Source organism: Croceicoccus esteveae (assembly GCF_031846435.1).
In the GTDB taxonomy this organism is placed as follows: Bacteria; Pseudomonadota; Alphaproteobacteria; order Sphingomonadales; family Sphingomonadaceae; genus Croceicoccus; species Croceicoccus esteveae.
On record NZ_JAVRHS010000006.1, the window covers coordinates 76,653 to 100,241 of the forward strand.

Annotated in this window: 24 protein-coding genes; 21 read left to right on the top strand and 3 right to left on the bottom strand. The window is 59.9% G+C overall.

The window, feature by feature from the left end; translation table 11 throughout:
• The first annotated feature begins 14 nt into the window (after positions 1–14).
• The 14 genes from RM533_RS08965 to RM533_RS09030 all read left to right on the top strand — a co-directional run bounded on the left by RM533_RS08965 (position 15) and on the right by RM533_RS09030 (position 11,907).
• The gene (locus RM533_RS08965; protein ID WP_311340895.1) at positions 15–1,016 is read left to right on the top strand and encodes a quinone oxidoreductase family protein; all 1,002 of its coding nucleotides are present in this window, start codon (positions 15–17) and stop codon (positions 1,014–1,016) included.
• Complete coding sequence (locus tag RM533_RS08970) at positions 1,013–1,792, top strand: SDR family oxidoreductase (protein WP_311340896.1); 780 nt, start codon at positions 1,013–1,015, stop codon at positions 1,790–1,792. The genes RM533_RS08965 and RM533_RS08970 overlap by 4 nt, the downstream gene beginning before the upstream one ends.
• A 101-nt stretch (positions 1,793–1,893) precedes the next feature.
• Positions 1,894–3,564: a class I adenylate-forming enzyme family protein gene (locus RM533_RS08975; protein ID WP_311340897.1), complete on the top strand. Its 1,671-nt coding sequence runs from the start codon at positions 1,894–1,896 to the stop codon at positions 3,562–3,564.
• A 10-nt stretch (positions 3,565–3,574) separates the two neighbouring features.
• The gene (locus tag RM533_RS08980; RefSeq protein WP_311340898.1) at positions 3,575–4,348 is read left to right on the top strand and encodes an SDR family NAD(P)-dependent oxidoreductase; all 774 of its coding nucleotides are present in this window, start codon (positions 3,575–3,577) and stop codon (positions 4,346–4,348) included.
• 19 nt (positions 4,349–4,367) lie between these two features.
• On the top strand, positions 4,368–5,207 hold the full coding sequence (locus RM533_RS08985; RefSeq protein WP_311340899.1) for a fumarylacetoacetate hydrolase family protein: 840 nt from the start codon (positions 4,368–4,370) through the stop codon (positions 5,205–5,207).
• Between the two features lie 29 nt (positions 5,208–5,236).
• Complete coding sequence (locus tag RM533_RS08990) at positions 5,237–6,178, top strand: VOC family protein (RefSeq protein WP_311340900.1); 942 nt, start codon at positions 5,237–5,239, stop codon at positions 6,176–6,178.
• Between the two features lie 17 nt (positions 6,179–6,195).
• Positions 6,196–6,903 (top strand): alpha/beta fold hydrolase, encoded by a 708-nt coding sequence (locus RM533_RS08995; RefSeq protein WP_311340901.1) that lies wholly within the window; start codon positions 6,196–6,198, stop codon positions 6,901–6,903.
• Positions 6,900–7,667 carry an SDR family oxidoreductase gene (locus RM533_RS09000; RefSeq protein ID WP_311340902.1) on the top strand — a complete coding sequence of 256 codons (768 nt, stop codon included), beginning with the start codon at positions 6,900–6,902 and terminating at the stop codon, positions 7,665–7,667. The genes RM533_RS08995 and RM533_RS09000 overlap by 4 nt, the downstream gene beginning before the upstream one ends.
• Positions 7,668–7,717: 50 nt before the next feature.
• Positions 7,718–8,881: an acyl-CoA dehydrogenase family protein gene (locus tag RM533_RS09005; RefSeq protein WP_311340903.1), complete on the top strand. Its 1,164-nt coding sequence runs from the start codon at positions 7,718–7,720 to the stop codon at positions 8,879–8,881.
• Positions 8,882–8,892: 11 nt separating this feature from the next.
• Entirely contained in the window at positions 8,893–9,345 is a 453-nt protein-coding gene (locus RM533_RS09010) for a hypothetical protein (RefSeq protein WP_311340904.1), read from the top strand.
• Entirely contained in the window at positions 9,342–9,743 is a 402-nt protein-coding gene (locus RM533_RS09015; protein WP_311340905.1) for a MaoC family dehydratase, read from the top strand. Before RM533_RS09010 ends, RM533_RS09015 begins: the two co-directional genes overlap by 4 nt.
• Positions 9,744–9,789: 46 nt before the next feature.
• Positions 9,790–10,308: a VOC family protein gene (locus tag RM533_RS09020; RefSeq protein WP_311340906.1), complete on the top strand. Its 519-nt coding sequence runs from the start codon at positions 9,790–9,792 to the stop codon at positions 10,306–10,308.
• 1 nt (position 10,309) lies between these two features.
• On the top strand, positions 10,310–11,140 hold the full coding sequence (locus RM533_RS09025; protein WP_311340907.1) for an alpha/beta fold hydrolase: 831 nt from the start codon (positions 10,310–10,312) through the stop codon (positions 11,138–11,140).
• Positions 11,141–11,154: 14 nt separating this feature from the next.
• Entirely contained in the window at positions 11,155–11,907 is a 753-nt protein-coding gene (locus RM533_RS09030) for an SDR family NAD(P)-dependent oxidoreductase (protein ID WP_311340908.1), read from the top strand.
• Between the two features lie 67 nt (positions 11,908–11,974).
• Here RM533_RS09030 and RM533_RS09035 read toward each other — a convergent pair whose 3' ends face one another.
• A complete protein-coding gene (locus RM533_RS09035; RefSeq protein ID WP_311340909.1) occupies positions 11,975–12,505 on the bottom strand; it encodes an ester cyclase in 531 nt (176 codons plus the stop codon).
• Between the two features lie 209 nt (positions 12,506–12,714).
• Here RM533_RS09035 and RM533_RS09040 point away from each other — a divergent pair, with 209 nt between their 5' ends.
• Genes RM533_RS09040 through RM533_RS09060 form a run of 5 tightly spaced genes read left to right on the top strand, consistent with a single transcriptional unit; the run spans position 12,715 to position 17,928 of the window.
• Positions 12,715–13,149, top strand: a complete 435-nt coding sequence (locus RM533_RS09040; RefSeq protein WP_311340910.1) for a nuclear transport factor 2 family protein — start codon at positions 12,715–12,717, stop codon at positions 13,147–13,149.
• Positions 13,146–13,922 carry a spirocyclase AveC family protein gene (locus RM533_RS09045; RefSeq protein ID WP_311340911.1) on the top strand — a complete coding sequence of 259 codons (777 nt, stop codon included), beginning with the start codon at positions 13,146–13,148 and terminating at the stop codon, positions 13,920–13,922. Before RM533_RS09040 ends, RM533_RS09045 begins: the two co-directional genes overlap by 4 nt.
• A 27-nt stretch (positions 13,923–13,949) precedes the next feature.
• The gene (locus RM533_RS09050; RefSeq protein WP_311340912.1) at positions 13,950–16,313 is read left to right on the top strand and encodes a membrane-bound PQQ-dependent dehydrogenase, glucose/quinate/shikimate family; all 2,364 of its coding nucleotides are present in this window, start codon (positions 13,950–13,952) and stop codon (positions 16,311–16,313) included.
• Positions 16,310–17,152 carry an SDR family NAD(P)-dependent oxidoreductase gene (locus tag RM533_RS09055; RefSeq protein WP_311340913.1) on the top strand — a complete coding sequence of 281 codons (843 nt, stop codon included), beginning with the start codon at positions 16,310–16,312 and terminating at the stop codon, positions 17,150–17,152. The genes RM533_RS09050 and RM533_RS09055 overlap by 4 nt, the downstream gene beginning before the upstream one ends.
• On the top strand, positions 17,149–17,928 hold the full coding sequence (locus RM533_RS09060) for a hypothetical protein (protein WP_311340914.1): 780 nt from the start codon (positions 17,149–17,151) through the stop codon (positions 17,926–17,928). Before RM533_RS09055 ends, RM533_RS09060 begins: the two co-directional genes overlap by 4 nt.
• A 12-nt stretch (positions 17,929–17,940) precedes the next feature.
• Here RM533_RS09060 and RM533_RS09065 read toward each other — a convergent pair whose 3' ends face one another.
• Positions 17,941–19,104, bottom strand: a complete 1,164-nt coding sequence (locus RM533_RS09065) for a DUF1214 domain-containing protein (protein ID WP_311340915.1) — start codon at positions 19,102–19,104, stop codon at positions 17,941–17,943.
• Positions 19,101–20,240: a sulfotransferase family protein gene (locus tag RM533_RS09070; protein WP_311340916.1), complete on the bottom strand. Its 1,140-nt coding sequence runs from the start codon at positions 20,238–20,240 to the stop codon at positions 19,101–19,103. The genes RM533_RS09065 and RM533_RS09070 overlap by 4 nt, the downstream gene beginning before the upstream one ends.
• A gap of 179 nt (positions 20,241–20,419) precedes the next feature.
• On the opposite strand from RM533_RS09070, the gene RM533_RS09075 reads away from it, so the two are divergent.
• Together RM533_RS09075 and RM533_RS09080 are read left to right on the top strand one after the other, a co-directional pair.
• On the top strand, positions 20,420–22,027 hold the full coding sequence (locus RM533_RS09075) for a GMC family oxidoreductase (protein ID WP_311340917.1): 1,608 nt from the start codon (positions 20,420–20,422) through the stop codon (positions 22,025–22,027).
• Entirely contained in the window at positions 22,024–23,514 is a 1,491-nt protein-coding gene (locus RM533_RS09080) for an aldehyde dehydrogenase family protein (RefSeq protein WP_311340918.1), read from the top strand. The genes RM533_RS09075 and RM533_RS09080 overlap by 4 nt, the downstream gene beginning before the upstream one ends.
• The last annotated feature ends 75 nt before the right edge of the window (positions 23,515–23,589 follow it).

The following is a 23,589-nucleotide window of genomic DNA, read 5'->3' on the forward strand; positions in this document are numbered from 1 at the left end:
GGATTTTCGAACCAATGAAAGCATTACTGCTCGAATCCACCGAGGGCCCGGAAGCTGTCCGCGTGGCTGATGTCGATACTCCCGAACCTGCTTCCGGCGAAGTCCGTGTGGCTATCAAGGCGGCGTCCATGAACCACCGGGAGATGTGGATTTCTCGCGGACTTTATCCGGGCATGGTCACCCCGTGCACCATGGGTTGCGACGGCGCTGGCGTGGTCGACATGATCGGCGACGGCGTAAGCGGCGTCGATATCGGCGACGAGGTCGTAATCTATCCGGGCCGCGACTGGGGCCCCAACCGCCATGCGCCAATGCCCGAATTCGGCTTGCTGGGAATGCCGCATCCCGGCACGATTGCGGAATATGTGTGTGTGCCGTCAGAAAACCTCGCTCCCAAACCTGCGGGCATGGGCTGGGAAGAAGCTGCGGCATCGATCCTCACCGGAATTACTGCCTGGCGCGCCCTGATGTTCAAGGGTCAACTGCAGCCAACCGACACGGTGCTCATCAGCGGCGTTGGCGGCGGCGTTGCGACCTTTGGTCTTGCATATGCCGTTGCCCTTGGCTGCAAGGTGTTCGTCACCGGAGAAAGCGAAGAAGTGATCGAGCGGGCCAAGAGCATGGGGGCGACCGACGGGCTGCTGTACACCGATCCCGAGTGGCGCAAGAAGGTCGGGAAGATGACTGGCGGTATCGACGTCGTCCTCGATGGCGCGCCGGGCCCCAGCTATGCCAACTATATCCGCGCCATCAATCCTGGCGCGCGGATCGTGATTTATGGATCAACCGCGGGTGACAAGTTCGAAGCTACCGCGACAGCCCTGTTCCTGAAGAGCGCCAGTATCGTCGGCAGCCAGGTCGGCGATCCGGAAGATTTCCGGAATATGCTGGCCTTCATCGAAAAGCACGACATTCGCCCCGTGATCGAAAAGACCTTCCCACTGGCTGAAGCCGACAAGGCGCTGCTTTTCCTGGAAAAAGAGCACAAGTTTGGCAAGGTGGCGATTGCGGTATGACGGGCCTGTTCGACCTGAGCGGAAAAATCGCGCTCGTCACCGGCGGGGCGCAGGGCCTGGGCCGCATGATCGCAGAGGGCCTGCTGAATGCAGGTGCGACCGTGGCGATTACGTCGCGAAAGGAAGATGTTTGCAAGGCGGCTGCCGAGCAGATGTCTCGGCTGGGAACCTGTGTTCCCTTGCCATGCGATCTCTCCAGCCCTGAAGCCGCCGTCGATCTGGCCGCACGCCTGCGCGAGGCATGTGGCGACACCCTGCATATTCTCGTCAACAATGCGGGCAAGACCTGGGGCGGGCCTGTAGATGATTACCCGGATAAGGCCTGGCCCGGCGTGATGATGGTCAATGTGCAAGCGCCGTTCACGCTTATCCGCGAATTGCTTGGTCCGCTCGAAGCGGGGGGATCAAAGGACGATCCGTCCCGGATCATCAACATCGGCTCGGTCGCCGGGCTGAAAGCGGCCCGTCTCAGCGCCTATTCCTATTCGGCCAGCAAGGCGGCGATCCACATGTTGAGCCGCGACCTCGCAGGCGATCTGGCAGACCGAAACATCACGGTGAATGCGCTGGTGCCGGGCTTTTTCCCAACGAAGATGACCGCGCATCTGCGCGACGAGGACGAGGTCGATCCCGAAGTGCTGGCGCAAATCCCGATGGCGCGCCTCGGTCGTCCGGACGAGATCGCCGGTTCGGTGGTTTTCCTGTCCTCGCGGGCAGGATCCTACATCACGGGGGTTGCGCTTCCCGTCGATGGCGGCGCGGCGGGTTGCGGCTGAACCGGGAAATTCAACTCGGCCTATCCTTGGAGAGGGCAACGGCGTGACAACGGGTCTGAAGAACAATGCGCCACGTCTGGCAGGAGAGGGAGGAGACTTGCGTGTCTGTTAATGGCGAAGATGCGTCCCGCATCAGGATCAGCGTAAGTCCGCTTGCCGACGTGCTGCTCAAGTCGTGGGATGCCCACCCTCAGAAAGATGCGCTGGTGTTCCCATCGGGGCGGCGCAGCTATGATGATGTCGTACAATCGGTAATGCACCGGGCGCGCGGCCTTCTGGGTCTTGGCGTGAAGCAGGGCGATCACGTCGGCATTCTGTTGCCCTCGGGCGTAGAATTTGTCGAAACCCTCTTCGCTGTTTCCATGGCGGGCGGCGTATCTGTGCTGATGAACGCGCGCTATCGCGCACCCGAGATCGCCTACGTGGTCGAGAATGCCAATCTCTCGGCCGTCGTCACGAACAGCGAATCCGATGATTTCGTAGATTTCACCATGCGGCTGACGGAAGCCTTCCCTGAAATCGGTGAATGCCCGGATCCCATGGAGTTGAATGTTTCGCAAGCGCCGCTGCTGCGCCGCCTGATCCTGAACGGCGGCAAGCAGGTGCCCGGTTTCATCGATCAGCAGGCCTTCAATGAGGCTGCCGCGGCGATCGATGAAAAACAGGTGCATGACGCCCGGCTTGCGGTGCGACTACGTGACACCTGCATGATTCTCTACACCTCGGGCACTTCCGCGAACCCGAAGGGATGCCTGCTCTCGAACGAGGCAATCTCTCGCGAAGCCTGCAATCTTGCTCGCAACCGCTGGGCCTTCAAGGATGACGAACGGGTCTGGTCACCCATGCCCCTGTTCCACATTGCTGCCATGCTGGCGATGCTGGGTGCGGTTGAAGTGGGGGGCACCTTCATCGGCCAGCCGCACTTCGACGCGGGCGAAAGCCTCCACCAGATCGAAGCGGAAAAGGCCACGATGCTCTTCCTGCCCTTCGTCACCTTCCACCAGGCCATGATCGCACATCCCGACTGGGACAAGACCGACATGAGCAGCGTGCGCCTCATGAACAGTTGCTTCAGTCAGATGCCCAAGGCCATTGGCGATGCCTATCGCGCAAAGATGCCCGATGCGCTTCAGGTTGGCACATTCGGCATGTCCGAGGCATGCGGGATCGTTAGCACCGGCGGTTATGACATGGACCCTGAAATGGGATTCCGGACGCTCGGCTATCCGCTGAAAGGTGTTTCGGTGCGGATCGTGGATACCGAAACCGGAAAGGATGTTCCTACAGGCGAACGTGGCGAAGTGCTTATCAAGGGCTACAACATGCTTGACGGCTATCACCGCGATCCGGAAAAGACCGCAGAGGCAATCGATACCGAAGGCTGGTATCACAGTGGCGATATCGGTTCGATCGATCGCGACGGCCACGTGTATTTTCATGGCCGTTTCAAGGATATGCTCAAGGTGGGCGGAGAGAATGTCGCTGCCGCCGAAGTCGAGGCCGTTTTCGACGAACATGAATCGGTAGAGCTTTGCCAGGTCGTGGGCATCCCCGATCAACGGCTGGCCGAGGTGCCCGCCGCCTTCGTGAAGACCGCCAACGGTGCCAGCCCCAGCAAGGAAGAGCTGATCGCCTTCGCAAGCGAAAGGATCGCATCCTTCAAGGTGCCACGGCATGTCCGCTATGTTGACGATTGGCCGATGTCGGCGTCCAAGATCCAGAAGTTCAAGCTGCGCAAGCAGTTGATGGAAGAGCTTGGAATTTCTGAATGAGCATCATGTCATGCGGGTTGTAATCACAGGAGCGGCGAGCGGCATCGGCAAGGCGGTAGCTGAATTGCTGGCGGCCGAGAACGCGTCCCACCAGATGTTGCTGACCGATCGCGATGGCGATGGTGTGAATGCCGTGGCCGAGGCAATCGGTCCTGCGGCCAGCGCCTTTGTCTCCGATTTGTCCTCTCCCGATTGCGGCACGGACATCGTGGCTGCAGCGGTGGCGCAGATGGGCGAAATCGACGGCGTGGTCAGCAATGCCGGCATTATTTCAGGCGCGCCGTTATTGGAACAGACCATCGACCAGTTCGACAAGGTCTATGCCGTAAACACGCGCGCCACCTGGCTGTTGGGCCAGGCCGCCCATCCTTACCTGGCGCGCTCTCGCGGGGCCTTCATCGCTACTGCTTCCATGTCGGCTACCCAGCCGACACCGGGTCTGGGTTTTTATTCCTCCAGCAAGGCCGCTCTGCTCATGCTGATGCGCCAATGCGCGCTCGAGTGGGGTGCGGACGGAATTCGCTGCAACATCGTGTCGCCGGGTCCCACTTACACCCCGATGACGCAGGCCGGCTATGACGATCCCGAACGCAGGGCACAGCGGGAATCGATGATTCCCCTGGGCAAGCTGGGGATGGCCGAGGATGTGGCAAACGCAATTATCTTCCTGCTCGGCCCGCAAGCGGGCCATATTTCCGGTGTCGACATTCTCGTCGACGGAGGAATGAGCAGTAACCTCATGCCCGCCACTGGTGGCGGAACCGGCCAGAAGGCCAGCAAGTAAACTTCGATCGGAGAGTGACATGCGCCTTGCAAGGGTAAGCAAAGACGGAAAAACCGGCCTCGCGGCCGAGGTCGATGGAACGACGAAAGTCGTCTGGGACGATGGTCTGGCCGACCTCGATACGCAAATCGCCACGGGAAAGCTTTCCGCTGCCGGAACGGCCGCACAGGCCGGTGAGGCGGTTGATGATGCTTCCCTGACGTTTCTGCCTCCGCTTTCCAATCCGCCGAAGATCATCTGCCTTGGTCTCAACTACCGCGACCACGCGGAAGAAGCGGGCCTCGGCATCCCGGATTTTCCCGTCCTCTTCGGCCGCTTTGCCTCCAGCCTCATCGGCCATGACGCGCCGATCATCCTGCCGAAAGTATCCGAACAACTGGACTGGGAAGCCGAACTGGCCGTTGTGCTTTCGAAGGGCGGAAAGAACATCGCCGAATCTGCAGCGCTCGAACATGTGGCCGCATATTCGGTATTCAACGATGCCTCTATCCGCGACTACCAGCTTCGTTCGCCGCAATGGACCGCGGGGAAGAATTTCGATGATACGGGCGCTTTCGGTCCATGGCTTGTCACGCCCGACGAAGTGCCTGCGGGTGCAGCAGGGCTCAAGATCGAATGCCGCGTAAATGGCGAAGTCATGCAGTCCTCTAACACCGGCAATCTGATTTTCACTGTTGCAAACACCATTCACCTTCTCTCGACGTTCATGACGCTCGAAGCAGGTGACGTGATCGTAATGGGCACGCCCGGCGGTGTGGGCGTCGCACGCGATCCGCAAATCTGGATGAAAGACGGCGATACCTGCGAAGTCGAAATCGAAGGCATCGGCCTGCTCAGCAACCCCATCGTCGCCGAGTGAGCTCAAAGCCGTCCGATAGGGAGAGAGAAATGTCGCAAAAACGCGCCGGCGCGCTTGGTGTCCACTCGATTGATCATTTCGGACTGCAAGTGCCCGATCTGACGGTCGCCAAGGATTTTTACGAGGCTTTTGGTCTCGATGTCCGCGAGGTCGATAGCGGCCTGCAACTCTACACGTTCGGCCACGAACAGTGCTGGGCCCGGATCGTGAAAGGTCCGGAAAAGCAGCTTCGCTATCTCAGCCTCGGTGTTTACGCCGAAGACGAAGAGGCGCTGATCGACCGTTTGAAAGCAAACGGCGTGGCGCAGATCGACGCAACGGACAAGGCACCGGAGGGGGGCACCTGGTTCGAAGGCTTCGACGGCCTCCCCCTTGAGTTGAGAGTGGCTGACAAATGCTCGCCCGATGCCAAGACCCAATTCGAAACGGTGTCCACTCCCCCGGGTGAATCAGGTGCGGTCTTCAATTCGAAAGCGCCGAAGGCCAAACCGCGCAACATGTCGCATTTCGCGCTCTACACGACCGATGTCGAGGCCGCGACTGCCTGGTACGAGAAGAATCTCGGCCTTCGCCTGTCCGACGGCAGCGGCCCGGTCGTCGCGTTTCTGCATGGCCCGCATGGCAGCGATCATCACCTGCTTGCGCTGGTGGGATCGACCCACCGTGGCATGCACCATACCAGCTGGGACGTCGGCTCCTTCCAGGAAGTCGGCCTCGGCTCGGCGCAGATGATGCGTGCAGGATACAAGGAAGGATGGGGCGTCGGTCGCCATGTGCTGGGCGGTAATTACTTCTACTATGCCCGCGATCCGTGGGGCAGCTATGCCGAATTTTCTGCCGACATCGATTACATCCCGGCGGATTGCGAATGGCCTGCAGCCCAGCATGCTCCGGAAGATAGTTTCTATCTCTGGGGTCCCGATGTTCCACCCGAACTCGTTTCCAACCTCGAACCCGGAGCGCCCGAATAATGGCTACTTTCCTTCTGATGCACGGCGGCGGCATGGGCGGCTGGACCTGGAAATTCATGCGTGCGGAACTCGAGAGCAAGGGGCATACCGTATTCACGCCCACCTTCACCGGATTTGGTGAGCGCGAACACTTGATAGGCCGCAATGTCGGCAACGCTGTGCATGTGACCGACATCGTGAATGTCCTGAAGTTTGAGGATCTGAACGATGTGATCCTGATCGCTCATTCCTATGCGGGCACTGTTGCGCCGGGCGTTCTAGCGCAGGCGGGTGAGCGTATCCGGCGCGTGATCTACCTCGATGCCATTGTGCCTCATGCGGGCGAACGCATTGCATCTATGATGGGCTTTGCGAGCGAGGAAGAAGCTGCGGGGCTCGATGTAATGCTGGAAAACGGCGAAGGACCTGTAGGCTCGGGCGTTCACGAACAACAGCGCGCAATGGCCAAGGAACACCCGCATATGATGGATCGCGAGCGGGAGAAATGGCTGCTCGATCATCTGTCAGACCAGCCCATGCGCGCAACCAGCTGCGTCATCCCCGTTGGTGCCGATGCGATCACCCACCAGGTGGACTACATCGCCGCTGAAACTACGATCATGGGCATGATGCACGAAAGGGCGAAAGAGCTAGGCTGGACGATGCACAAACACCCCGGCGACCACGCCTTTACTGTCGGCGATCCGGAAGGTTTGAACAAGATGGTCCTGGAGATCACCGAATGATCGATACCTCGAACCTGTTTTCCGTAAAAGAGCGCGTCGCGCTGGTGACTGGTGGCAGCGCAGGGATCGGCCGGATGATTGCGGAAGGCCTCGCCGCCGCAGGTGCGCGGGTCTATATCTGCGCACGCAATGCCGACAAGGTGGCTGCGGCGGCAGAAGGCATAGCGGGCGATGTGATCGGAATCTCCGCAGATATCTCGACGATCGAGGGCATCGAAGCGCTGGTTGCCGATCTCTCCGATCGGGAAGATGCGCTGCATGTGCTCGTCAACAACGCCGGCACATTGTCCGATGCCCCGATAGACGAATTTTCCGAGTCCGACTGGGACAGCGTCCTCGATCTCAATTTGAAGAGCCCGTTCTTCCTGCTGCAGAAAGTGCTGCCTTTGATGCGAAAGGGTGCCACTGCACAACGCCCTGCAACCGTCATCAACATCGGTTCGGTCGGCGCGCTCAAGATCGGACCGCGTGAAGTTTACGCCTATCAGGCATCGAAGGGGGCGGTACACTGGCTGACCAGGTCGCTCGCCAAGAATCTTGCCTCGGATAGCATCACGGTCAATGCGATTGCGCCGGGCTTTTTCGAAAGCGAGATGACCGTCATCAAGGACGATGCAATGCGCGAGATGGTGGAATCGATGGTTCCACGGGGGCGCACCGGCATGGCGGAAGACATGGCGGGCGCCGCGATCTATCTGGCCTCTCCGGCAGCTTCATATATCACCGGTTCTGTCATCCCGGTCGAAGGCGGGCTCTCTATCTAACCCGACGTTCGATAGGTTGCCGAAGAATTATCCTACGGCATGAGGCAATTATGGATTTCAATTTAACAGAAGAACAGATTGCATTTCGCGATGTCGTCCGTCGCTGGGTCGATGCCGAACTGCCCAAGGATCTCATGCGCAAGCTTGAGGCCGACGAGGAAAACTATCCTTTCGAAATATGGGACAAGCTGAAGGAGCAGGGCTACTTCGGCGTTGGTATCTCCGAGGAATACGGCGGCCTTGGCGGTGATGTGATCATGCAGATGATCTTCGCACGCGAGATGGCCCGTACGGCAGGCGGCCTTCTGTGGGTCTGGGGCCTGACGTCGTTCGGCGGCGCCCATTCGGTCGCGATCGCTGGCAGCGAAGAGCAAAAGCAGCGCTGGTTGCCCGAAATGGCCGCTGGCAACCTCAGGGTATCCCTGTCAATGACCGAACCTGACGGTGGCACCGACGTACTGGGGGCGATGAAGACCTTTGCCGACAAGGTCGATGGCGGCTGGAAACTCAACGGCGCCAAGATGTGGACTACCGGCGCGAAGGTTGCGGATCGCCTGCTGGTTCTCGCTCGCTGCGACCGCAATGCTGAAAAGAAGCATCATGGACTGATTGCCTTGTTCGTGGACGCGAAGTCACCCGGTATCAGCGCCAGCCTGCTGCCAAAGCTTGGCATGCGGGCGATGGGCAGTTGCGAGGTTCATTATGAAGACGTCTTCGTTCCCGACGAAGACGTACTTGGCGAACCCGGCAAGGCATGGGGCGCCATGCTCCCCAGCCTGAATAACGAGCGGATCATGGTGGGCGCACAATGCCTTGGTGCAATTGACGGCGTGCTGGAAGATGCGCTGGATTACATGATGCAGCGAAAGGCATTCGGCGGCGTGATCGGACGCTTCCAAATCCTGCAGCACTACATCGCCGATATTGCAACTTCCCAAAAGGTGACCGAGCTACTGCTTTATAACGTCGCATGGATGCAATCCAACGGGATGCCCTGCGGCACAGATGCGAACATGCTGAAGATGGTGGCCACGGAAAATGCCGTGAAGGCGGCTGACCTTGGTATCCAGATCATGGGCGGGATGGGCTATTCTGCGGAAACCGACATGCAGCGCTACTGGCGCGATCACCGGATTTTGCGGATGACGCCGATTTCCAATGAAATGGTGCGCAATTCCATTGCCGAAAATCTCGGCCTGCCACGTTCATTCTGAGGGTTTTGCAGATGGAAGAATTCCCCCCTGCCCCCGATGTCGCGGGAACGTCGCTCGACGGAACCGAGATCTTCACGATCACGGCCCAAGAGAATGCAGCCCTGTGCAAGTCGACCGGAGTGGAACCTGCCGCAGACGGTACGGCCCATCCAATTTATTATTACATCGCCACACAGGTCGCCATGGGGAAGACCGTGGCCGGGGTATGCGAGACGTGCGACTTCGACGTGGATGACGGCCCGATGATGGGCTCATCCGGAGTCCGTTTTTCCGAGCAGCTTGTCGTCGGACAGGATTACAGGGTGGCCGGAGAAATCCTCAGCCTTGTTCGCAAGAAAAGCCGCAAGCTGGGCGTGATGGACGTTCTGACTTACCGGTTGCGTCTGCATCCGGTCGACGGTGGAGATGCCGTGCTGGAAACAAACAACGTGTGGGTCCTCCCGCGCAAGGAGCTAGCCGCATGAGCAGCACAGACAAACCAAAGATCGGCGATACCCTGCCCCCCTTTGTGATCGACTCTGTCAGCCCCGATGCCATGCGAGACTGGTCGGTGTTTCTCGCAGACCCCAATCCGATCCATCTCGATGTGGAAGTCGTGAAGGCCAAGGGTCTCGGCGACAAGAGGATCAATCAGGGTCCGATCAACGTCGCATACATGATGAATATGCTGATGGTGGCATTTCCCGGGTGCCGGGTGGAAAGCATGGATTCCCGTTTCCTCGACAATGTCTATGAAGGCGATCGCGCAACCGCCTCGGGCGAAGTCACCTCGGTTGAAGGAAACCGTGTTTCCTGCGACATCAAACTCGAAGTGGACGGACGCGGCACGGTAAATGCCGGAACCGCCACAATTCTGATTTAGTTCAAGGAGAAAAGTAATGCCCAGCGGTCCTTTTGCCCATGTATGCATGGTGGTTCGCGATCTCGATCAGGCGATCGAGGATTGGACCAAGATTCTGCGCGTGCTCGACCCGCAATCTCTCGAAAAACCCATCGTAAAGTATGACGAATTTTCCAGCGGCGACGATGCCGGCATGAAATGGGCGACCTTCGTCAACGAATATTCCACTGAGATCCAGTTCATCCAGCCCGCCCCCGGCACTCCGCTCGGCAAACGGCTCGACAAGGTCGGTGAGCATGTCCATCACATGTGCTTCAGCACCGATGATGTGCCAGCCGCGATGGAGCAGTTGAAGGCCCAGGGCCTGCACCTTCCCGGCGGAGGCGAGACCTTCAACGATCCGGACATGACTTGGCAGAAATGGAGCTGGGTCGGCAACAAGAGCACGCACGGCTGCCTGATCGAGGTCGCCTCTCCTTACGAGAGCCGCGACGATGGCAAGTGGCACCACGCCCCCGGCAAGTTCGCCTACAAGGGGCCGGGGGAGCACCCCAGCCACGCCGAAACCGTGCCCGTCAACGCCTGATTTGCGCGGTTCGAAGGCCAGATACCAAGGGGACGGGCTGGAGCTTGTCGGGGAAGCCTACGGCGATCCGGCAGCCCCTCCCGTTCTCTTTTTTCATGGCGGAGGTCAAAGCCGCAATGCCTGGCGTGGTTCTGCCAGAAGACTTGGCGAGGTCGGATACCACGCAATAACATTCGACTTGCGCGGTCATGGCGAAAGCGACTGGGCGCAAGACGGCGACTATCATGTCGAAGCCTTTGCTCGAGACATCGAGAAGCTGATTTACCAGTTCTCGAGCCGTGTCACCCTGGTGGGCGCGTCGCGCGGCGGTCAGGCTGCCTTGATCGCGGGATCGCATCACCCGGACAAGATCCGGCTCATCATGCTGGCCGATGTCGCCCCGGACATGCCCGACGACAAGATCGACGGTATTCGCCAGTTCTTCTCCGAGGGAGCAAACGGGTACGAAAGCCTCGACGCCGCAGCCGATGCGCTCTCCGTTCACCTCGAACAGCCCCGGATGGCCGACGCCAGCCGCCTGGCGCGATCCATGCGGCTGGATGAATCGGGACGGTGGCACTGGCACTGGGACCCCGCGACAGGGCGGGAAGTATTCCTGCACCCCCCAAGCGAAAACGCGGCGATACTGGCCGCCGTAGGCAGAATACAATCCCCTCTGGTGATGGTGCGAGCGGAACTGAGCCACCTGGTGAATGACAGGAACACGGCTCGCTTCCAGTCACTCGCCCCCCAGCTCGAGGTTCTGATCGCCAAAGGTGTCGGCCATATGTTTACAGCCGACAGGAACGACGAATTCGCAGCACAACTGCTTGCGCAACTTGAGCGCTATTGAGAGGGTGTGACCGAGTGAGCGGAAAGAATGCATTCGTGGTTGGCGCCACCGGGGGACTAGGCCGTGCATCCGCCGTTGCCCTCGCCGAAGATTTCGGTGGCATCGCACTGGGCTATCGATCCAATGTCGCCGCAGCCGAAGAACTGGCCGCAACGCTGCCCTTCGGGTGCGAAGGTTGGCCAACCATCTGCGATCTTGCCGATCCTGCTTCGATCCGCTCTTCCGTCGCCGCAGCGGTTGACCATTTCGGCAGTATAGATGCGCTTGTCTACGCGGCCGGCGTCACGATAGAGCAGCCGTTCGTCAGCCAGATCGAGGATGATCAATGGCGCGAGGTCATTGAAACCGAATTGCTCGGCCTGACGCGGATCGTGGCCGAGGTGCTTCCCCTTTTTCGTACGCAGGGAGGCGGGAATTTCGTCATTCTCGTGTCGGTGGCCAATTACACATTCCCGCCGGGCGATGCACTCTCTTCCGTTCCAAAGGCCGGGATGGAAGCCCTTGGCCGCGCCATTGCCAAGGAAGAGGGAAAGTTCGGTATTCGCGCCAACATGGTGGCACCAGGCATCATCGATGCGGGTCTTGGGGCACACTTCCTCCAGACGCTCTATACGCCCGACATCTGGGAGAGCCAGAAGAAGGCCATCGCCCTGCGACACTTCGGCAACAGTGAAGACGTGGCTGAAGCGGTGCGCTTCCTCGCGTCCGACAGGGCAGCCTACATTACCGGACAGACAATCATCGTCGATGGAGGATTTAGCCTCTAACAATACGCGCACGAAAAAGGGGAGACCCTGCAGCCTCCCCTTTCGCGTACTGGTATACCTGTCGAGCTTACTTGTAGGGATCGACCGGCTGCAGCGCTTCCATCACTTCAAGGTCGATCAGCATCGAGAGCACATCCGAGATCGAGTAGATGTGGACGATCTTGTCGCCTTCGAATTTGATCCAGCTGAACCACAGCACATCGAGCTGATTGCCGGTGGGTTGCACGCCCATGTAGGGGCCGCCCGTGTGTTTGCCGTGATGGTGACACAGAACGCAGATTTCATCGTCTCCGCTGCCCCAGGCCTTGAGCGTACGATAGATCGATGGCGGGAAGGTCTTGTACAGGGCGATAGGCGAAGTCGACCATTCCTCAAACGTTCCCAGGTCGGGACGATTGGGATTGTCGTAGGTCATCTTGCTCTTGTCCATGAACTCGTCGAAACCGGTCCAGTCGCCGACGTTGAGCTTATCATGGAGATCCATCCACTGGTTGACCATGAAAGCCTGCCGCTCTGTCAGTCCTTCACAAATCTCGGCGCGCTTTTCGGGCGAAAGCTTGAAATCTTCTTCAGTGAAAGGGGCAATTCTTCCAGCCATTGATATCTCCATCATGGTCACCGCCGATAGCGGCCTTGTTATAAAAAATCACCGACCCCGGAAAAACGTGGCGCGGCCATTTCTCCGCCTTTTTCGATACGCACGAGCCGACTGCAACCTACCAATGGGAAGGAATAACCCATTCGACGGTCGCGCATGAAGCTGGTGCCAACGGACAGAGGGAGACTGCCGTGCTTACAATGCAAGAAATGTCGAATAGGTTCGAAATCCAAGATCTGCTGGTCGGCTACTGCTATGCCGTGGATAACGGAGAGTTCGACGCGCTGGATCAGTTTTTCACCGATGATGCCGTTATCGATTACAGCGAGATGGTTGGCGTGAAGGGCTCACTGCCTGAGATAAAGGCCTTCCTCGAAGCAAGTCTTGGCCCCATTCTGATGGCGCAGCACGCGGTTTCTACCACGCAGTACAAGTTCGACGGCGACACCTGTGAAACGCGCTCTGTATGTTTCAACCCCATGGTTGCACCCGGAGACGACGGGGAGCCGCAGACTATTTTCTTCGGCTTGTGGTACATCCACGAATTCCGCCGGACCAGCGACGGCTGGCGAATTTCCAGCCTCTACGAGAAAAAGGGCTACAATTATAATCTTCCCGAACACATCAAGGCGCTGACGCAATGAGCCCAGAGGTGCTCGCCGCGCGGGCGATGGGCGATCCGGTCAATCCGTGGATGATGGAAACCGGCAGCATCTACCTGTGGAGCGGATTGTTGCTCGCGGCCCTGGCACTGACCGCGAAAAATCGCAGGATTCCACTCTTCGGATTGATGCTGGTGGCCGCTTCCAGTGGGTTCTGGCAGGAATTCTTCGGCGACTGGGGGGCCTATGTCGCTTGGAACCCGCAATTCGCCCGCCTGCCCTTCTGGGGCGATATGGCCTATACCACGCCGGTGAAACCGCTCTTCATGCCGTTCAGCTGGGGCTGGTGGTTCGCGGTATCGATACCCCTGCTCACATCGTTGGTGATTTTCCTGAAATGGAAGTTCCCCAGCCGCTCGGTCTATTTTCACTCAATGCTCACGGCTTTTCCGCTGTTCCTCGCCTACCAGATCTATGTCGAGGGCAGTTCTGTTGCCAACGGTTGGTGGACTTACGACTCCATTATCGGCCCGGCGCTGGAAAGCGAGCAGGGTCGGCTTCCGCTCATCTTCCCGCTGTTGATCGGCCTTTGGGCAGGTGGCTTCGTCGGCTTGCTCGCCGACCGCGACGAGGACGGCTTCATGCCCCATGAACTGCGGGCAGGAGCGAAACGCAAGCCCGCCGGATTTCGCCGTGAATGGACGCGGCTGTGGAGCATGATCGTGCTGTTCCAGATGACGTTCTTCGCCGTGAACATCGGCCCTGCCATCCTGGGTCGCATCCTGTTCGGGGGGCCGAGCGCGCTTGTTCCCTGATCTTTCACCTCATGGGATGACACCCGCATGACCTGGCTCAATCGCCTTCTGGCAGTAGTGCTGGTGCTGCTCAGTCTGGGCCTTATATGGCTCGGCGGCCAATTGCTGCTGGAGGGCGGATCGCCCTATTATCTGGCCTGTGCTTTCGCGCTTGTTGCGGTGGCGTGGCTGCTGTGGCGGCAATTGAAGCGGGCATTGTATGTCTATGGCGCGCTTTGGCTCATCTCGCTGGCGTGGTCACTTTGGGAATCCGGACTGGCCTTCTGGCCATTGCTCGGACGCATGGGCCTGCTGACCGGTATCGGCATCTGGTTGCTTTTGCCCTGGGTCAGGCGATCGCTTGGCGCAAAGCCGGTAACGCGATTGAGCGGCGGGCTGCTGGCTGGCGCGCTGGTGGCCCTGTTGGGCGGCCTCGGCTGGACATTCTGGAACGATCGCATCACCGGCGGCGATGATCTCTCCAGCCTCGCCACCGCACCTATCTCAATTCGTGACGGCGAATGGCACCATTACGGAAACGTGCAGGCCGGCCAACGCTTCTCTCCGCTGGATCAGATCACCCGGGCCAACGTCGGCGCACTGGAAGAAGCATGGCGTTTCTCTACGGGAACAGAGCCGAATGGCCAGCCGGCCGCCTTCCAGACCACGCCCCTGATGATCGACAATCGTCTGTATTTCTGCACCGGCTACAACGACGTCATCGCGCTCGACCCGGAGAGCGGTGAGCAGATCTGGCGGTTCGAAGCCAACGCCGATACGACCGGCGTGTTCGGCCAGAACTGCCGCGGTGTCAGCCATTTTGCCATGCCCGATGCCAATGCCGCACAAAGCTGTGCCGCGCGCATCTACACGGCCACCATAGACAGCCGTCTGATTGCACTGGATGCGCAGACCGGTCAGCCTTGCAGCGGGTTTGGCGAGGCAGGAGAGGTCGACCTGCTACGCGGGATGAGCAAGGCGCCGCCAGGCTACTATCACGCCACCTCCCCGCCGACCATTGTATCGGGCAAGTTGGTGATCGGTGGCTGGGTTACAGATGGGCAGATGGTGGGTGAGCCATCCGGCGTAATTCGCGCTTTCGACGCCATCACCGGAGAATTGGCATGGGCCTGGGATATGGGCGCCCCGGAAAAGACGGGCGAGCCGGAAGCCGGGGAAACCTATACGCCCGGCACACCAAACAGCTGGAGCGTGATGAGCGCGGACGAAGACCTCGGGCTGGTATATGTTCCGCTGGGAAATGCCACCCCTGATTATACCGGGCTGCATCGTTCGCCGGAAATGGAGACTTATTCCAGCAGCGTCGTTGCGCTGGATGCCGCGACGGGGCGGCCACGCTGGCATTTTCAGACCACGCATCACGATATCTGGGATTACGACGTCGCCTCGCAACCGGTGCTCCTCGATCTAGCCGACGGCCGGCCTGCCCTGTTGCAACCCACCAAGCGCGGCGAAATGTTCATGCTCGACCGCCGCACGGGCGAAGCCATCGCGCAAGTCGATGAACTGCCCGTGGCAACATCCAATGCGGAGGGCAATCGGGCATCGCCCACGCAGCCGTTCTCGGTCGGATTGCCCAGTTTCGAAGGCCCACGTCCTAGCGAAAGGAACATGTGGGGCATTGCCCTGCTGGACCAGGCATGGTGTCGCCTGAAGTTTCGCCAGGCGAGGTTCGACGGACATCTAACACCGCTGGAAGCCGACCGGGCATCAATCGTCTGGCCGGGCTCTCTGGGTGGTAACAACTGGGGTAGCGTCGCGATAGATCCGGGAAGCGGGATCGTCTTCGTCAATTCGTCCCACGTCATCAACTACAACCGCCTCATATCGCGTGACGAAGCTGACCGCATGGGGCTGCAGCCCGCCGAGATCGCCAGCTTCGAAAGCGTCGCCGGACCGGTCCCGCAAGCGGGCACGCCTTATGCAGCCTCGGTTTCTCCGTTTCTCTCGCCCTTGGTCGCCCCTTGCATAGAACCGCCCTATGGTCTGGTGAGCGCGGTCGACCTGAATTCGGGCGAACTCCTCTGGCAAAGGCCGTTCGGCACCGCGCGCGATAGCGGGCCGCTGCTGATGCCGCTGGGTATTCCCATACCCATGGGTGTGCCCAATATCGGCGGGGCCGTTGTCACCGGATCGGGTCTGGCTTTCATCGGCGCAACGCAGGAGCACATGATCCGCGCCTACGATCTGCGCACGGGCGAAGAAGTTTGGCACGGCCGCTTGCCGGCAGGCGGCAACGCCACGCCGATGACCTACTGGTCGCCGAAGTCCGGGCGCCAGTTCATCGTCATCGCGGCCGGTGGGCACGGCGGCATCCTGTCGGGATACAGCAACGAGCTGATTGCCTACGCATTACCGCAAGCAGACCAGACGCAGGGAGACGAGAGATGAGCTATATCGCAGTCGTGACAGGCGCGACGAGGGGTCTTGGCCGGGGTATTGCCCGCGAGTTCGGGGCGAAGGGTGCAACCGTGGTCGTCACAGGTCGCAACGAAACCGAACTCGCCGATGTTTCCGCCGAAATTGCAGAGCGCGGAGGGAAGCCTTTAGCGATTGCCTGCGATCATTCGGACGATGAATTGGTCGCCGACGCCTTTGCACGCATCAAGCAAGAGGCGGGCGGAATCGACATCCTCGTCAACAATGCCGCTGCGGTTCACGCGACGGACTTGATGACGCCCGGCGGGTTCTGGGAAAAGCCGCTCCACCTTGCCGATATGATCGATGTGGGCCTTCGCTCCAATTATGTCGCGGCGTGGCACGCTGCGCCGCTCATGGCGAAGGCAGGCAAGGGGCTGATAGCCAGCATCTCCTTCTATGGCGGGGTGTCCTACTTTCACGGCGCTGCCTATGGCGCGGCAAAGGCCGGGACCGACAAGATGATGGCCGATATGGCGGTAGACCTTGCTCCGCACGGCGTGGCGGCGATTTCCTACTGGCCGGGCTTCATTCTTACCGATGCCGTGCGCGAAATGCCGGCTGACATGCTTCCGCCGGACATACGCGAAAGCCTGCCCAACTGGGAAACGCCCGAATTTAGCGCAAGAGTTATCGATGCCCTGTACGCCGATCCGGAGCTTATCTCCTTGAGCGGGCAGGCGCTGATCGGGGCCGAACTGGCACAGCGGTATGGCGTGAAGGATCTCGATGGCAAGCAGCCGATCTCCTACCGCGAGGCGATGGGCGGTCCGCACGAACCCTTCACCAGCGCTGCAGGAGCGAAGGCATGATAGAAGCCGTACTCGTGGTGTTGACCAAGGCGCAACCTGGGCGCGACGCAGACTTGGATGACTGGTACACCAACATCCATATCCGCGATGCCCTGCGCTTTCGCGGCTCCATAACCGCGCAGCGTTTCCGGCGCAGCGTAAATCAACCAATGGCTGTGCCTGCGGATTACGACTGGCAGTATTTCGCTCTCTACGATGTCTTCGATCCGCAGCGCTTCTCTCGCGATCATTTGGAAAACGCGCTTACCAGCCGCATGATGGTAACCACGGCCATTGATGACAGTGTGCTGGAGGATTATCACTATTACCCGCTGGCGTTTCGCAACAACGATCCGGACATCCAGCACAAAGGCGGCGTGGTTCTGGAACAGTTCAATGCCGTGCAAGGAAAGGATGCAGAACTGCGCGCATGGTATGCCGACAGCTACCTGCCATCCGCCCTGCGCCGCCCCGGCGTGCACAGCGCGGCGCTGCTGTCCTTTCGCAACTTTGGCCAGATGCTGCCAACCATGCCGATGTACAATTATGTCGGTATCTACAAGGTCAATTCCGCAGACAGCTGGGATGGCTGGAAAGACACGGCGGACATCGTCGATCCGGCACTTCTTGCTAAAGACAGCCTGCTCGTCACCCATTGGGACAAGCTGACCGAAAAAGTTACCGAGGACGACGTGGCACACCCTTCATCGCAGGCTCTTGCCGCCGAGGAGCAGGCCCGCGCGCGCATGGGTGACGATGTGATCACCAGCGGTGCGGAGAAGCTCGGCTCTGCCTGAGCCAGGCGGCGGCTACCAGCGCCGTCGCATCTGTGCCGAACGGCGGCGGTTACGCAACTGCTCCTGTCGCTCGGCGCTTAAAACTCGAGCCGTTCCCGCAGAGATGCGCTTCGCAATCTCGTCCACCGGAATTGCCGTGAGCGAAGGAACAGGGCCCCTGCTGGCTCCTGTCCAGCGCAGCATGATCGATCCCTCGTCGTTGCCCGCCGGATCGAGCCAGTTAGCAACGCCCGGATCCTCCAGCGCAACTACCGCCCGGAACTTTCCATCATCATCGATTACGGCCTGCCCGCCGTTGAGGCTGGACTGGTGGTTCACCCAATCAATCGCGTTCCAGCGCATATCGTTGAGTTGTACATTCCAATAGCGAACCCGATCGGGCAATTCGGTTTCCAGCAACAGCGCCATACCCGATTCTAGGCGAAACAGCCCCTGGTAATAGTGCTGGCCCTCCACGCCTCCGCGCCCTGCCCAGTCATCATGTTCGAAGCTGTTCCACAGACCCTTGCGCCTCTGCCCCTCAATGAATTGCAGCGCCATTCCCGCCAAGCGCGCCGGATAATCGGCGAGGGTCGCAAGGCGTCGGCCAATTTCCTCGTGAGACCACTGGCGAGGGACATGCGCAACGTCGAGCCGTTCGATGGCAAAGCGTGCTTCGCGCCCGCGATCCCAGTCGTAGCTGGCCTGTCGCATGGACAGCGATCTGGCTGCCGGATCGAGATACACCCAGTCACCATCCCGACTGGCTGGCCTTTCCTGACTTAAAAGCAGCGAGAAACGTCCCTGTGCATCAGGCGCCAGATCATCGAAATCAACCGTTGCCAGCGACGGACCGGGCGTATCCATCACTGCAAAACCACCGGCGGCGATATCCATCTGCAGGAACAAGCCGTCGCCGCGCTCGCCTGTCAGCAGATATTGGCCATCTCCGTCGATCGAGGCAGTGCCGTAAATGAAATCGGGATTCGTCCCGACCAGATTGAGATGAGTGTTCACCGCTGGCACGAAATCGGGCCGGTCACGATCCGCGAAAGTGGTAAGCCAGCCGGATGCGAGTGTCATGAACAGCAAACGCTCCACCTCGGCAACGTCGCTCTTGTCATGCCCGGACGGCAAAAGGTCGAACACCCGTTCAGCTGATGACAAGCGGGCGATATAGTCGGCCCAGCGGCTCACAGGTAATCCTCATATGCCCCGATATAGTCTGCATAGACCTCCTCAACCTGCTGCCGTGTCAGGCCGTAGTCAGCCAGTTCATAGCGATGCTGTCCATGCTTGTCCGCCGGATGCTCTCGCCACCAGCGGGAAACCGCCTCTTGGCTGGCGGATGAAAATTCGATGTCGGCGTGATCGTAAACCTGGCGAACCGAACCCACCGGGTCTGCAATAAGTTCGCGAAAAGCGAGATCAAGCACCTTTACCTGCGGATTGGCCTCGCGCCAGCGGAGCGCCGCAGCCTGTCCGTCGTGCCACAGATGCAGCAATTCTTGCCCCAGATCTTCGCGATCGATTTTCTCGAAGGCGACGCAGCGGATGACTTCGATAAGCCGGGAAATAGATGCCATCACCGTCACCGGATCGCGGTGCGGTTGCACAAGAACGGCATCGGGATAGGTATCAAACAGTTCGGGCAGGTGATGGGCGTGTTCCTGCACCTTGAGCACCCAGCGCTTTCGCGGGTTCTTCCATGATAGTTGCTGCAACCACATCTTGTGCACCTGGTACCCGAAACGGGTGTCGGCCTTGCGATGCCAGTCGTAATAGGACGGCAGACGGAACAGCATTGTCGGGTTGATGCTCTGGAAGGCGGTTTCCAGCATCATCCCGCATTCCTGCGGTATACGCGCACCGACAGGGTGCGCCTTCAGCACATCTGCCCACGCACCGGTGAAATTCTCCCGCACGTAGGCATCGAAGCCATCCGCGCGCGGATCGGCCTCGAATGTCGCCGTTTCGGGTGGCGGCGATGGTGCAGCGACTTCCCATTGCAGCGGCGTGCGTATCTGCGGGTCTGCACCGATCAGCGCGTGCAGGATCGATGTGCCACAACGCGGCAGGCCGAGGATGAACACTGGGCGGGTGATCTCTACATCGGCAATTTCGGGATGCGCCTTGCGATCCGCCGCAATTGCCGAAAGGCGCGAAAGGTTGTCGCGAAACTGCGCCAGCGCACGCTCGTGACCCGTTCGTGTCAGCCCATGCTCTTGACCCAGCGCCTCAAGCGCTGCCGAAAGGCCAGGCATGACGCCAGCGGCCATATCGGCATCGAGGCCCGCCTCTTCGATCATCTTTCCAGGCGTCGGCTCGGTCATTTTGCGTTCCTTTGATCTCTCATCTCCTGAAAAATTTTTACCGGGACAAAAACCGCGGCAACCTGCCGCAGGGTAGGACAGGCTCTTCCGGCGAAAGGCATGGTATCCCGACGTGAGGAGTGGGGTATGAAACGCGTGGCAAACGGCGAGGCCTTCGGCAGATTAGTGGTGCCGACATCATGAAGCGCGATGCGCCGTTCAATTTCATCGTAGTTGGCGCAGGATCGTCAGGGTGCGTGCTGGCCAACCGGTTGAGCGAGGATCCTGCCAACGCAGTCCTGCTTATCGAGAGCGGCCCCGATGACAAGAGCCCGTTGATCCGCATGCCGCGCGGTGTGGGCAAACTGCTAGACCCGTCCAATCCGCATGTCTTCGCCTATGATGTCAGCCCTGCGGGTAATCAACCGGAAGAGATGTGGCTCAAGGGTCGGACCATAGGCGGCTCGAGCTCGGTCAACGGCATGGTCTATATGCGCGGTGCGCCGAAGGATTACGACGATTGGGCAAAGGCGGGATGCACCGGCTGGGGCTGGGATCGCATGGGTCGCCATTTCATCGCGCTGGAAAATCACGCCCTGGGTTCAGCGGAATGGCGCGGCACAGGCGGTCCCCTGCGCATCACCGTCGCGGCAGACGGCAATCCAGTCACCGCCGCGTTGCTGGATGCCGGCGCGCAAATGGGTGTGCCGACGGTAGAAGACGTTAACGCAGTCGATGTCGTGGCGGACCAGGGTATGGGCTATCAGCCGACAACGACATGGAAAGGCGAACGCTTCTCGGCGGCACGGGCCTTTCTCGATCCGATACGCGACCGGCCAAACCTGACCATCATGACCGGCGCTTCTGTCGAAAGGATAGTATTCGAAGTCAATCGGGCGACGGGCGTAATCGTCGATGGTCAAACCATCGCCTGCTGCGGCGAGATCATCCTGAGCGCAGGAGCAGTCGAGTCCCCCAAACTGCTAGAGCTGTCGGGTATCGGAGACACGCCGCGGCTGAAAGCGCTGGGCATCGAAGTCATCGCACACAGCCCCAATGTCGGAGAAAATCTGCGCGAACATCGCTATGTCGCAGTCGACTGGCGTATCCGGGGCCATAGCTCGAACCAGAAGCTGCGCGGAGTGGGCCTGATTGCTTCGGTCCTTCGATACCTGTTCCAGCGGCGTGGCCCCATGACCGATGCAGCGCACGAAATCGGCGGCTTCATAAAAACGACGCCGGATCTTGATCGCCCCGACGCGCAAGTCGGATCGATGCTTGTCACAATGAAGCAGAACGCCAAGGGCAAGGTGGTGCTCGACAGTTTTCCCGGCATGCGCCTGCTCGGCTATTTCACCCGCCCGGAAAGCTGCGGTTCGACTCATATCCGTTCCAGCGATCCGGCTGCCCCGCCCCGGATCGACGCCAATCACTTTGCCGAAAAAATCGACCGCGACAGGGCCCTCGCCCTATTCAAATGGATCCGCCGTTTCGGCCAGCAGGATGCCCTCTCCCCTTGGGTGGTCAAGGAAGTCGGTATGGCGGCGCAGATCAATACGGACGAGGAAATCCTCGCCAATCTTCTCCATCTCGGCGGCACATCCTTCCATATCGCCGGCACCGCCGCGATGGGGGCGCAGCCAGACAGTGTGCTCGATCCGCAATTGCGCGTTCGCGGTGTTTCAGGACTGCGGGTGTGCGACACTTCGATCATGCCCGAACTTGTATCCGGCAATACGAACGCACCAGCCATGGCCATCGCGATGAACGCCTCGGACATGATTCTCAATGAGGAGCGCTCTACATGACCATACCATTCACCGACATTGCGCAGATCTACTGCGACGGCGCATGGCATGCACCGCAGGCTGGCACTGAACCCGTAATCAACCCCGCGACGGAAGATGTGCTGGCGAACGCGCCTGTCGCTTCGGCACAGCAGGTCGAGGCGGCAATTACCTCTGCCCGTGAGGCGTTCGACAATGGACCATGGCCTAGGATGTCTATGGCAGAGCGCGCCGACGTGGTCGAAGCCCTGGCAAGAGAACTGCGAGCAAGACAGTCGCAGATCGCTGAATTGATCGTGGCAGAAGTGGGCTGCGCGGCAAGCATCACGCAACTGATGCAGGTGGGCAACCCGCTGCGACTTCTCGAAGCTGCAATCGGCCATGCGCGGCGCGAGCAGTCCGAGCGGCTGCCCATTGACGTTACCCCCAACCCCTTCGCGCCCGACGGCCCCCGCTCCATAGGTGGGACCACGGTGGTACGCGAACCGATTGGCGTTGTCTCTGCGATCACCGGCTACAATTTCCCCTTCCTGCTCAACCTCGCCAAGATCGGTCCTGCTCTTTTGGCGGGCTGCACCATGGTTCTGAAACCTTCGCCCTTCACGCCGTTTTCCGCGCTGATGTTCGGCCGCTTGGCAGACGAAATCGGACTGCCGCCGGGCGTACTCAACATTGTCACCGGAGGTATCGAAGAGGGGCAACTGTTGTGCACTGACGAGCGGGTCGACATGGTCACTTTCACAGGGTCGGAAGCCGTGGGTGCACAGATCATGGGACAGGCCGCCCCAACGCTGAAAAAAGTTCACCTGGAACTGGGGGGCAAGTCGGCGATGATCGTGCGTGAGGACGCCGATGTAGAGCGCGCCGCGGTAAGCGCCGCAACTCTCCTGTCCATCAACGCCGGGCAAGGGTGCGCCATTCCCACCCGTTTCCTCGTGCACGAAAGCCAGCGCGCAGGGTTCGCAGCGACCGCAGCAGCTGTGGCGGAACAGATCAGCGTTGGTAATCCGGCAGACCCTGCGACCGACATGGGGCCACTTATACGTGCGAGCCAGCGCAGCAAGGTCGAGCATTTTATCGAGCTGGGCCATTCCGCCGGAGCAAAACTTGTGTGCGGCGGGGGGCGGCCAGAAGGTCTCGACAAGGGCTACTTCACACAAGTGACGCTGTTCGACGATGTCACCAACGACATGGCCATTGCGCAAGAAGAGATCTTCGGTCCGGTGGGCTGCATAATCGGCTTTTCCTCTGACGAGGAAGCGATCCGCATCGCCAATGATTCGCGCTACGGACTCAATGGCGCAATCGAGACAGCCGATGCCGCGAAAGGCTATGAAATGGCCATGCAGGTCCGGGCCGGCAGCGTCTCGCTGAACGGTGGAACAGGGACCATGAGCGACGCCCCGATCGGGGGTTACAAACGTTCGGGAATCGGGCGCGAGTACGGCCCCGGCTGGCTGCGCGAATACCAGCACGAAAAATCCATATTCTATCCGATCGGGCGATAGCGACGAGAGAGGAACGGCCGCCGTGAGCGAGACTACTATCGTTACCCTAGAACTGGCGCTGAAGCCTGATGTGAT

Bases quoted from the DNA above. Each gene is read 5' to 3' on its own strand.
- RM533_RS08995 (WP_311340901.1), top strand. From the start codon at position 6,196: ATGCACGGCGGCGGCATGGGCGGCTGGACCTGGAAATTCATGCGTGCG.
- RM533_RS08965 (WP_311340895.1), top strand. From the start codon at position 15: ATGAAAGCATTACTGCTCGAATCCACCGAGGGCCCGGAAGCTGTCCGC.
- RM533_RS09015 (WP_311340905.1), top strand. From the start codon at position 9,342: ATGAGCAGCACAGACAAACCAAAGATCGGCGATACCCTGCCCCCCTTT.
- RM533_RS09070 (WP_311340916.1), bottom strand. From the start codon at position 20,240: ATGACCGAGCCGACGCCTGGAAAGATGATCGAAGAGGCGGGCCTCGAT.
- RM533_RS09010 (WP_311340904.1), top strand. From the start codon at position 8,893: ATGGAAGAATTCCCCCCTGCCCCCGATGTCGCGGGAACGTCGCTCGAC.
- RM533_RS09045 (WP_311340911.1), top strand. From the start codon at position 13,146: ATGAGCCCAGAGGTGCTCGCCGCGCGGGCGATGGGCGATCCGGTCAAT.
- RM533_RS09060 (WP_311340914.1), top strand. From the start codon at position 17,149: ATGATAGAAGCCGTACTCGTGGTGTTGACCAAGGCGCAACCTGGGCGC.
- RM533_RS09005 (WP_311340903.1), top strand. From the start codon at position 7,718: ATGGATTTCAATTTAACAGAAGAACAGATTGCATTTCGCGATGTCGTC.
- RM533_RS08970 (WP_311340896.1), top strand. From the start codon at position 1,013: ATGACGGGCCTGTTCGACCTGAGCGGAAAAATCGCGCTCGTCACCGGC.
- RM533_RS09050 (WP_311340912.1), top strand. From the start codon at position 13,950: ATGACCTGGCTCAATCGCCTTCTGGCAGTAGTGCTGGTGCTGCTCAGT.
- RM533_RS09000 (WP_311340902.1), top strand. From the start codon at position 6,900: ATGATCGATACCTCGAACCTGTTTTCCGTAAAAGAGCGCGTCGCGCTG.
- RM533_RS08985 (WP_311340899.1), top strand. From the start codon at position 4,368: ATGCGCCTTGCAAGGGTAAGCAAAGACGGAAAAACCGGCCTCGCGGCC.
- RM533_RS08990 (WP_311340900.1), top strand. From the start codon at position 5,237: ATGTCGCAAAAACGCGCCGGCGCGCTTGGTGTCCACTCGATTGATCAT.
- RM533_RS09055 (WP_311340913.1), top strand. From the start codon at position 16,310: ATGAGCTATATCGCAGTCGTGACAGGCGCGACGAGGGGTCTTGGCCGG.
- RM533_RS09075 (WP_311340917.1), top strand. From the start codon at position 20,420: ATGAAGCGCGATGCGCCGTTCAATTTCATCGTAGTTGGCGCAGGATCG.
- RM533_RS08980 (WP_311340898.1), top strand. From the start codon at position 3,575: ATGCGGGTTGTAATCACAGGAGCGGCGAGCGGCATCGGCAAGGCGGTA.
- RM533_RS09020 (WP_311340906.1), top strand. From the start codon at position 9,790: ATGGTGGTTCGCGATCTCGATCAGGCGATCGAGGATTGGACCAAGATT.
- RM533_RS09080 (WP_311340918.1), top strand. From the start codon at position 22,024: ATGACCATACCATTCACCGACATTGCGCAGATCTACTGCGACGGCGCA.
- RM533_RS09040 (WP_311340910.1), top strand. From the start codon at position 12,715: ATGTCGAATAGGTTCGAAATCCAAGATCTGCTGGTCGGCTACTGCTAT.
- RM533_RS09035 (WP_311340909.1), bottom strand. From the start codon at position 12,505: ATGGCTGGAAGAATTGCCCCTTTCACTGAAGAAGATTTCAAGCTTTCG.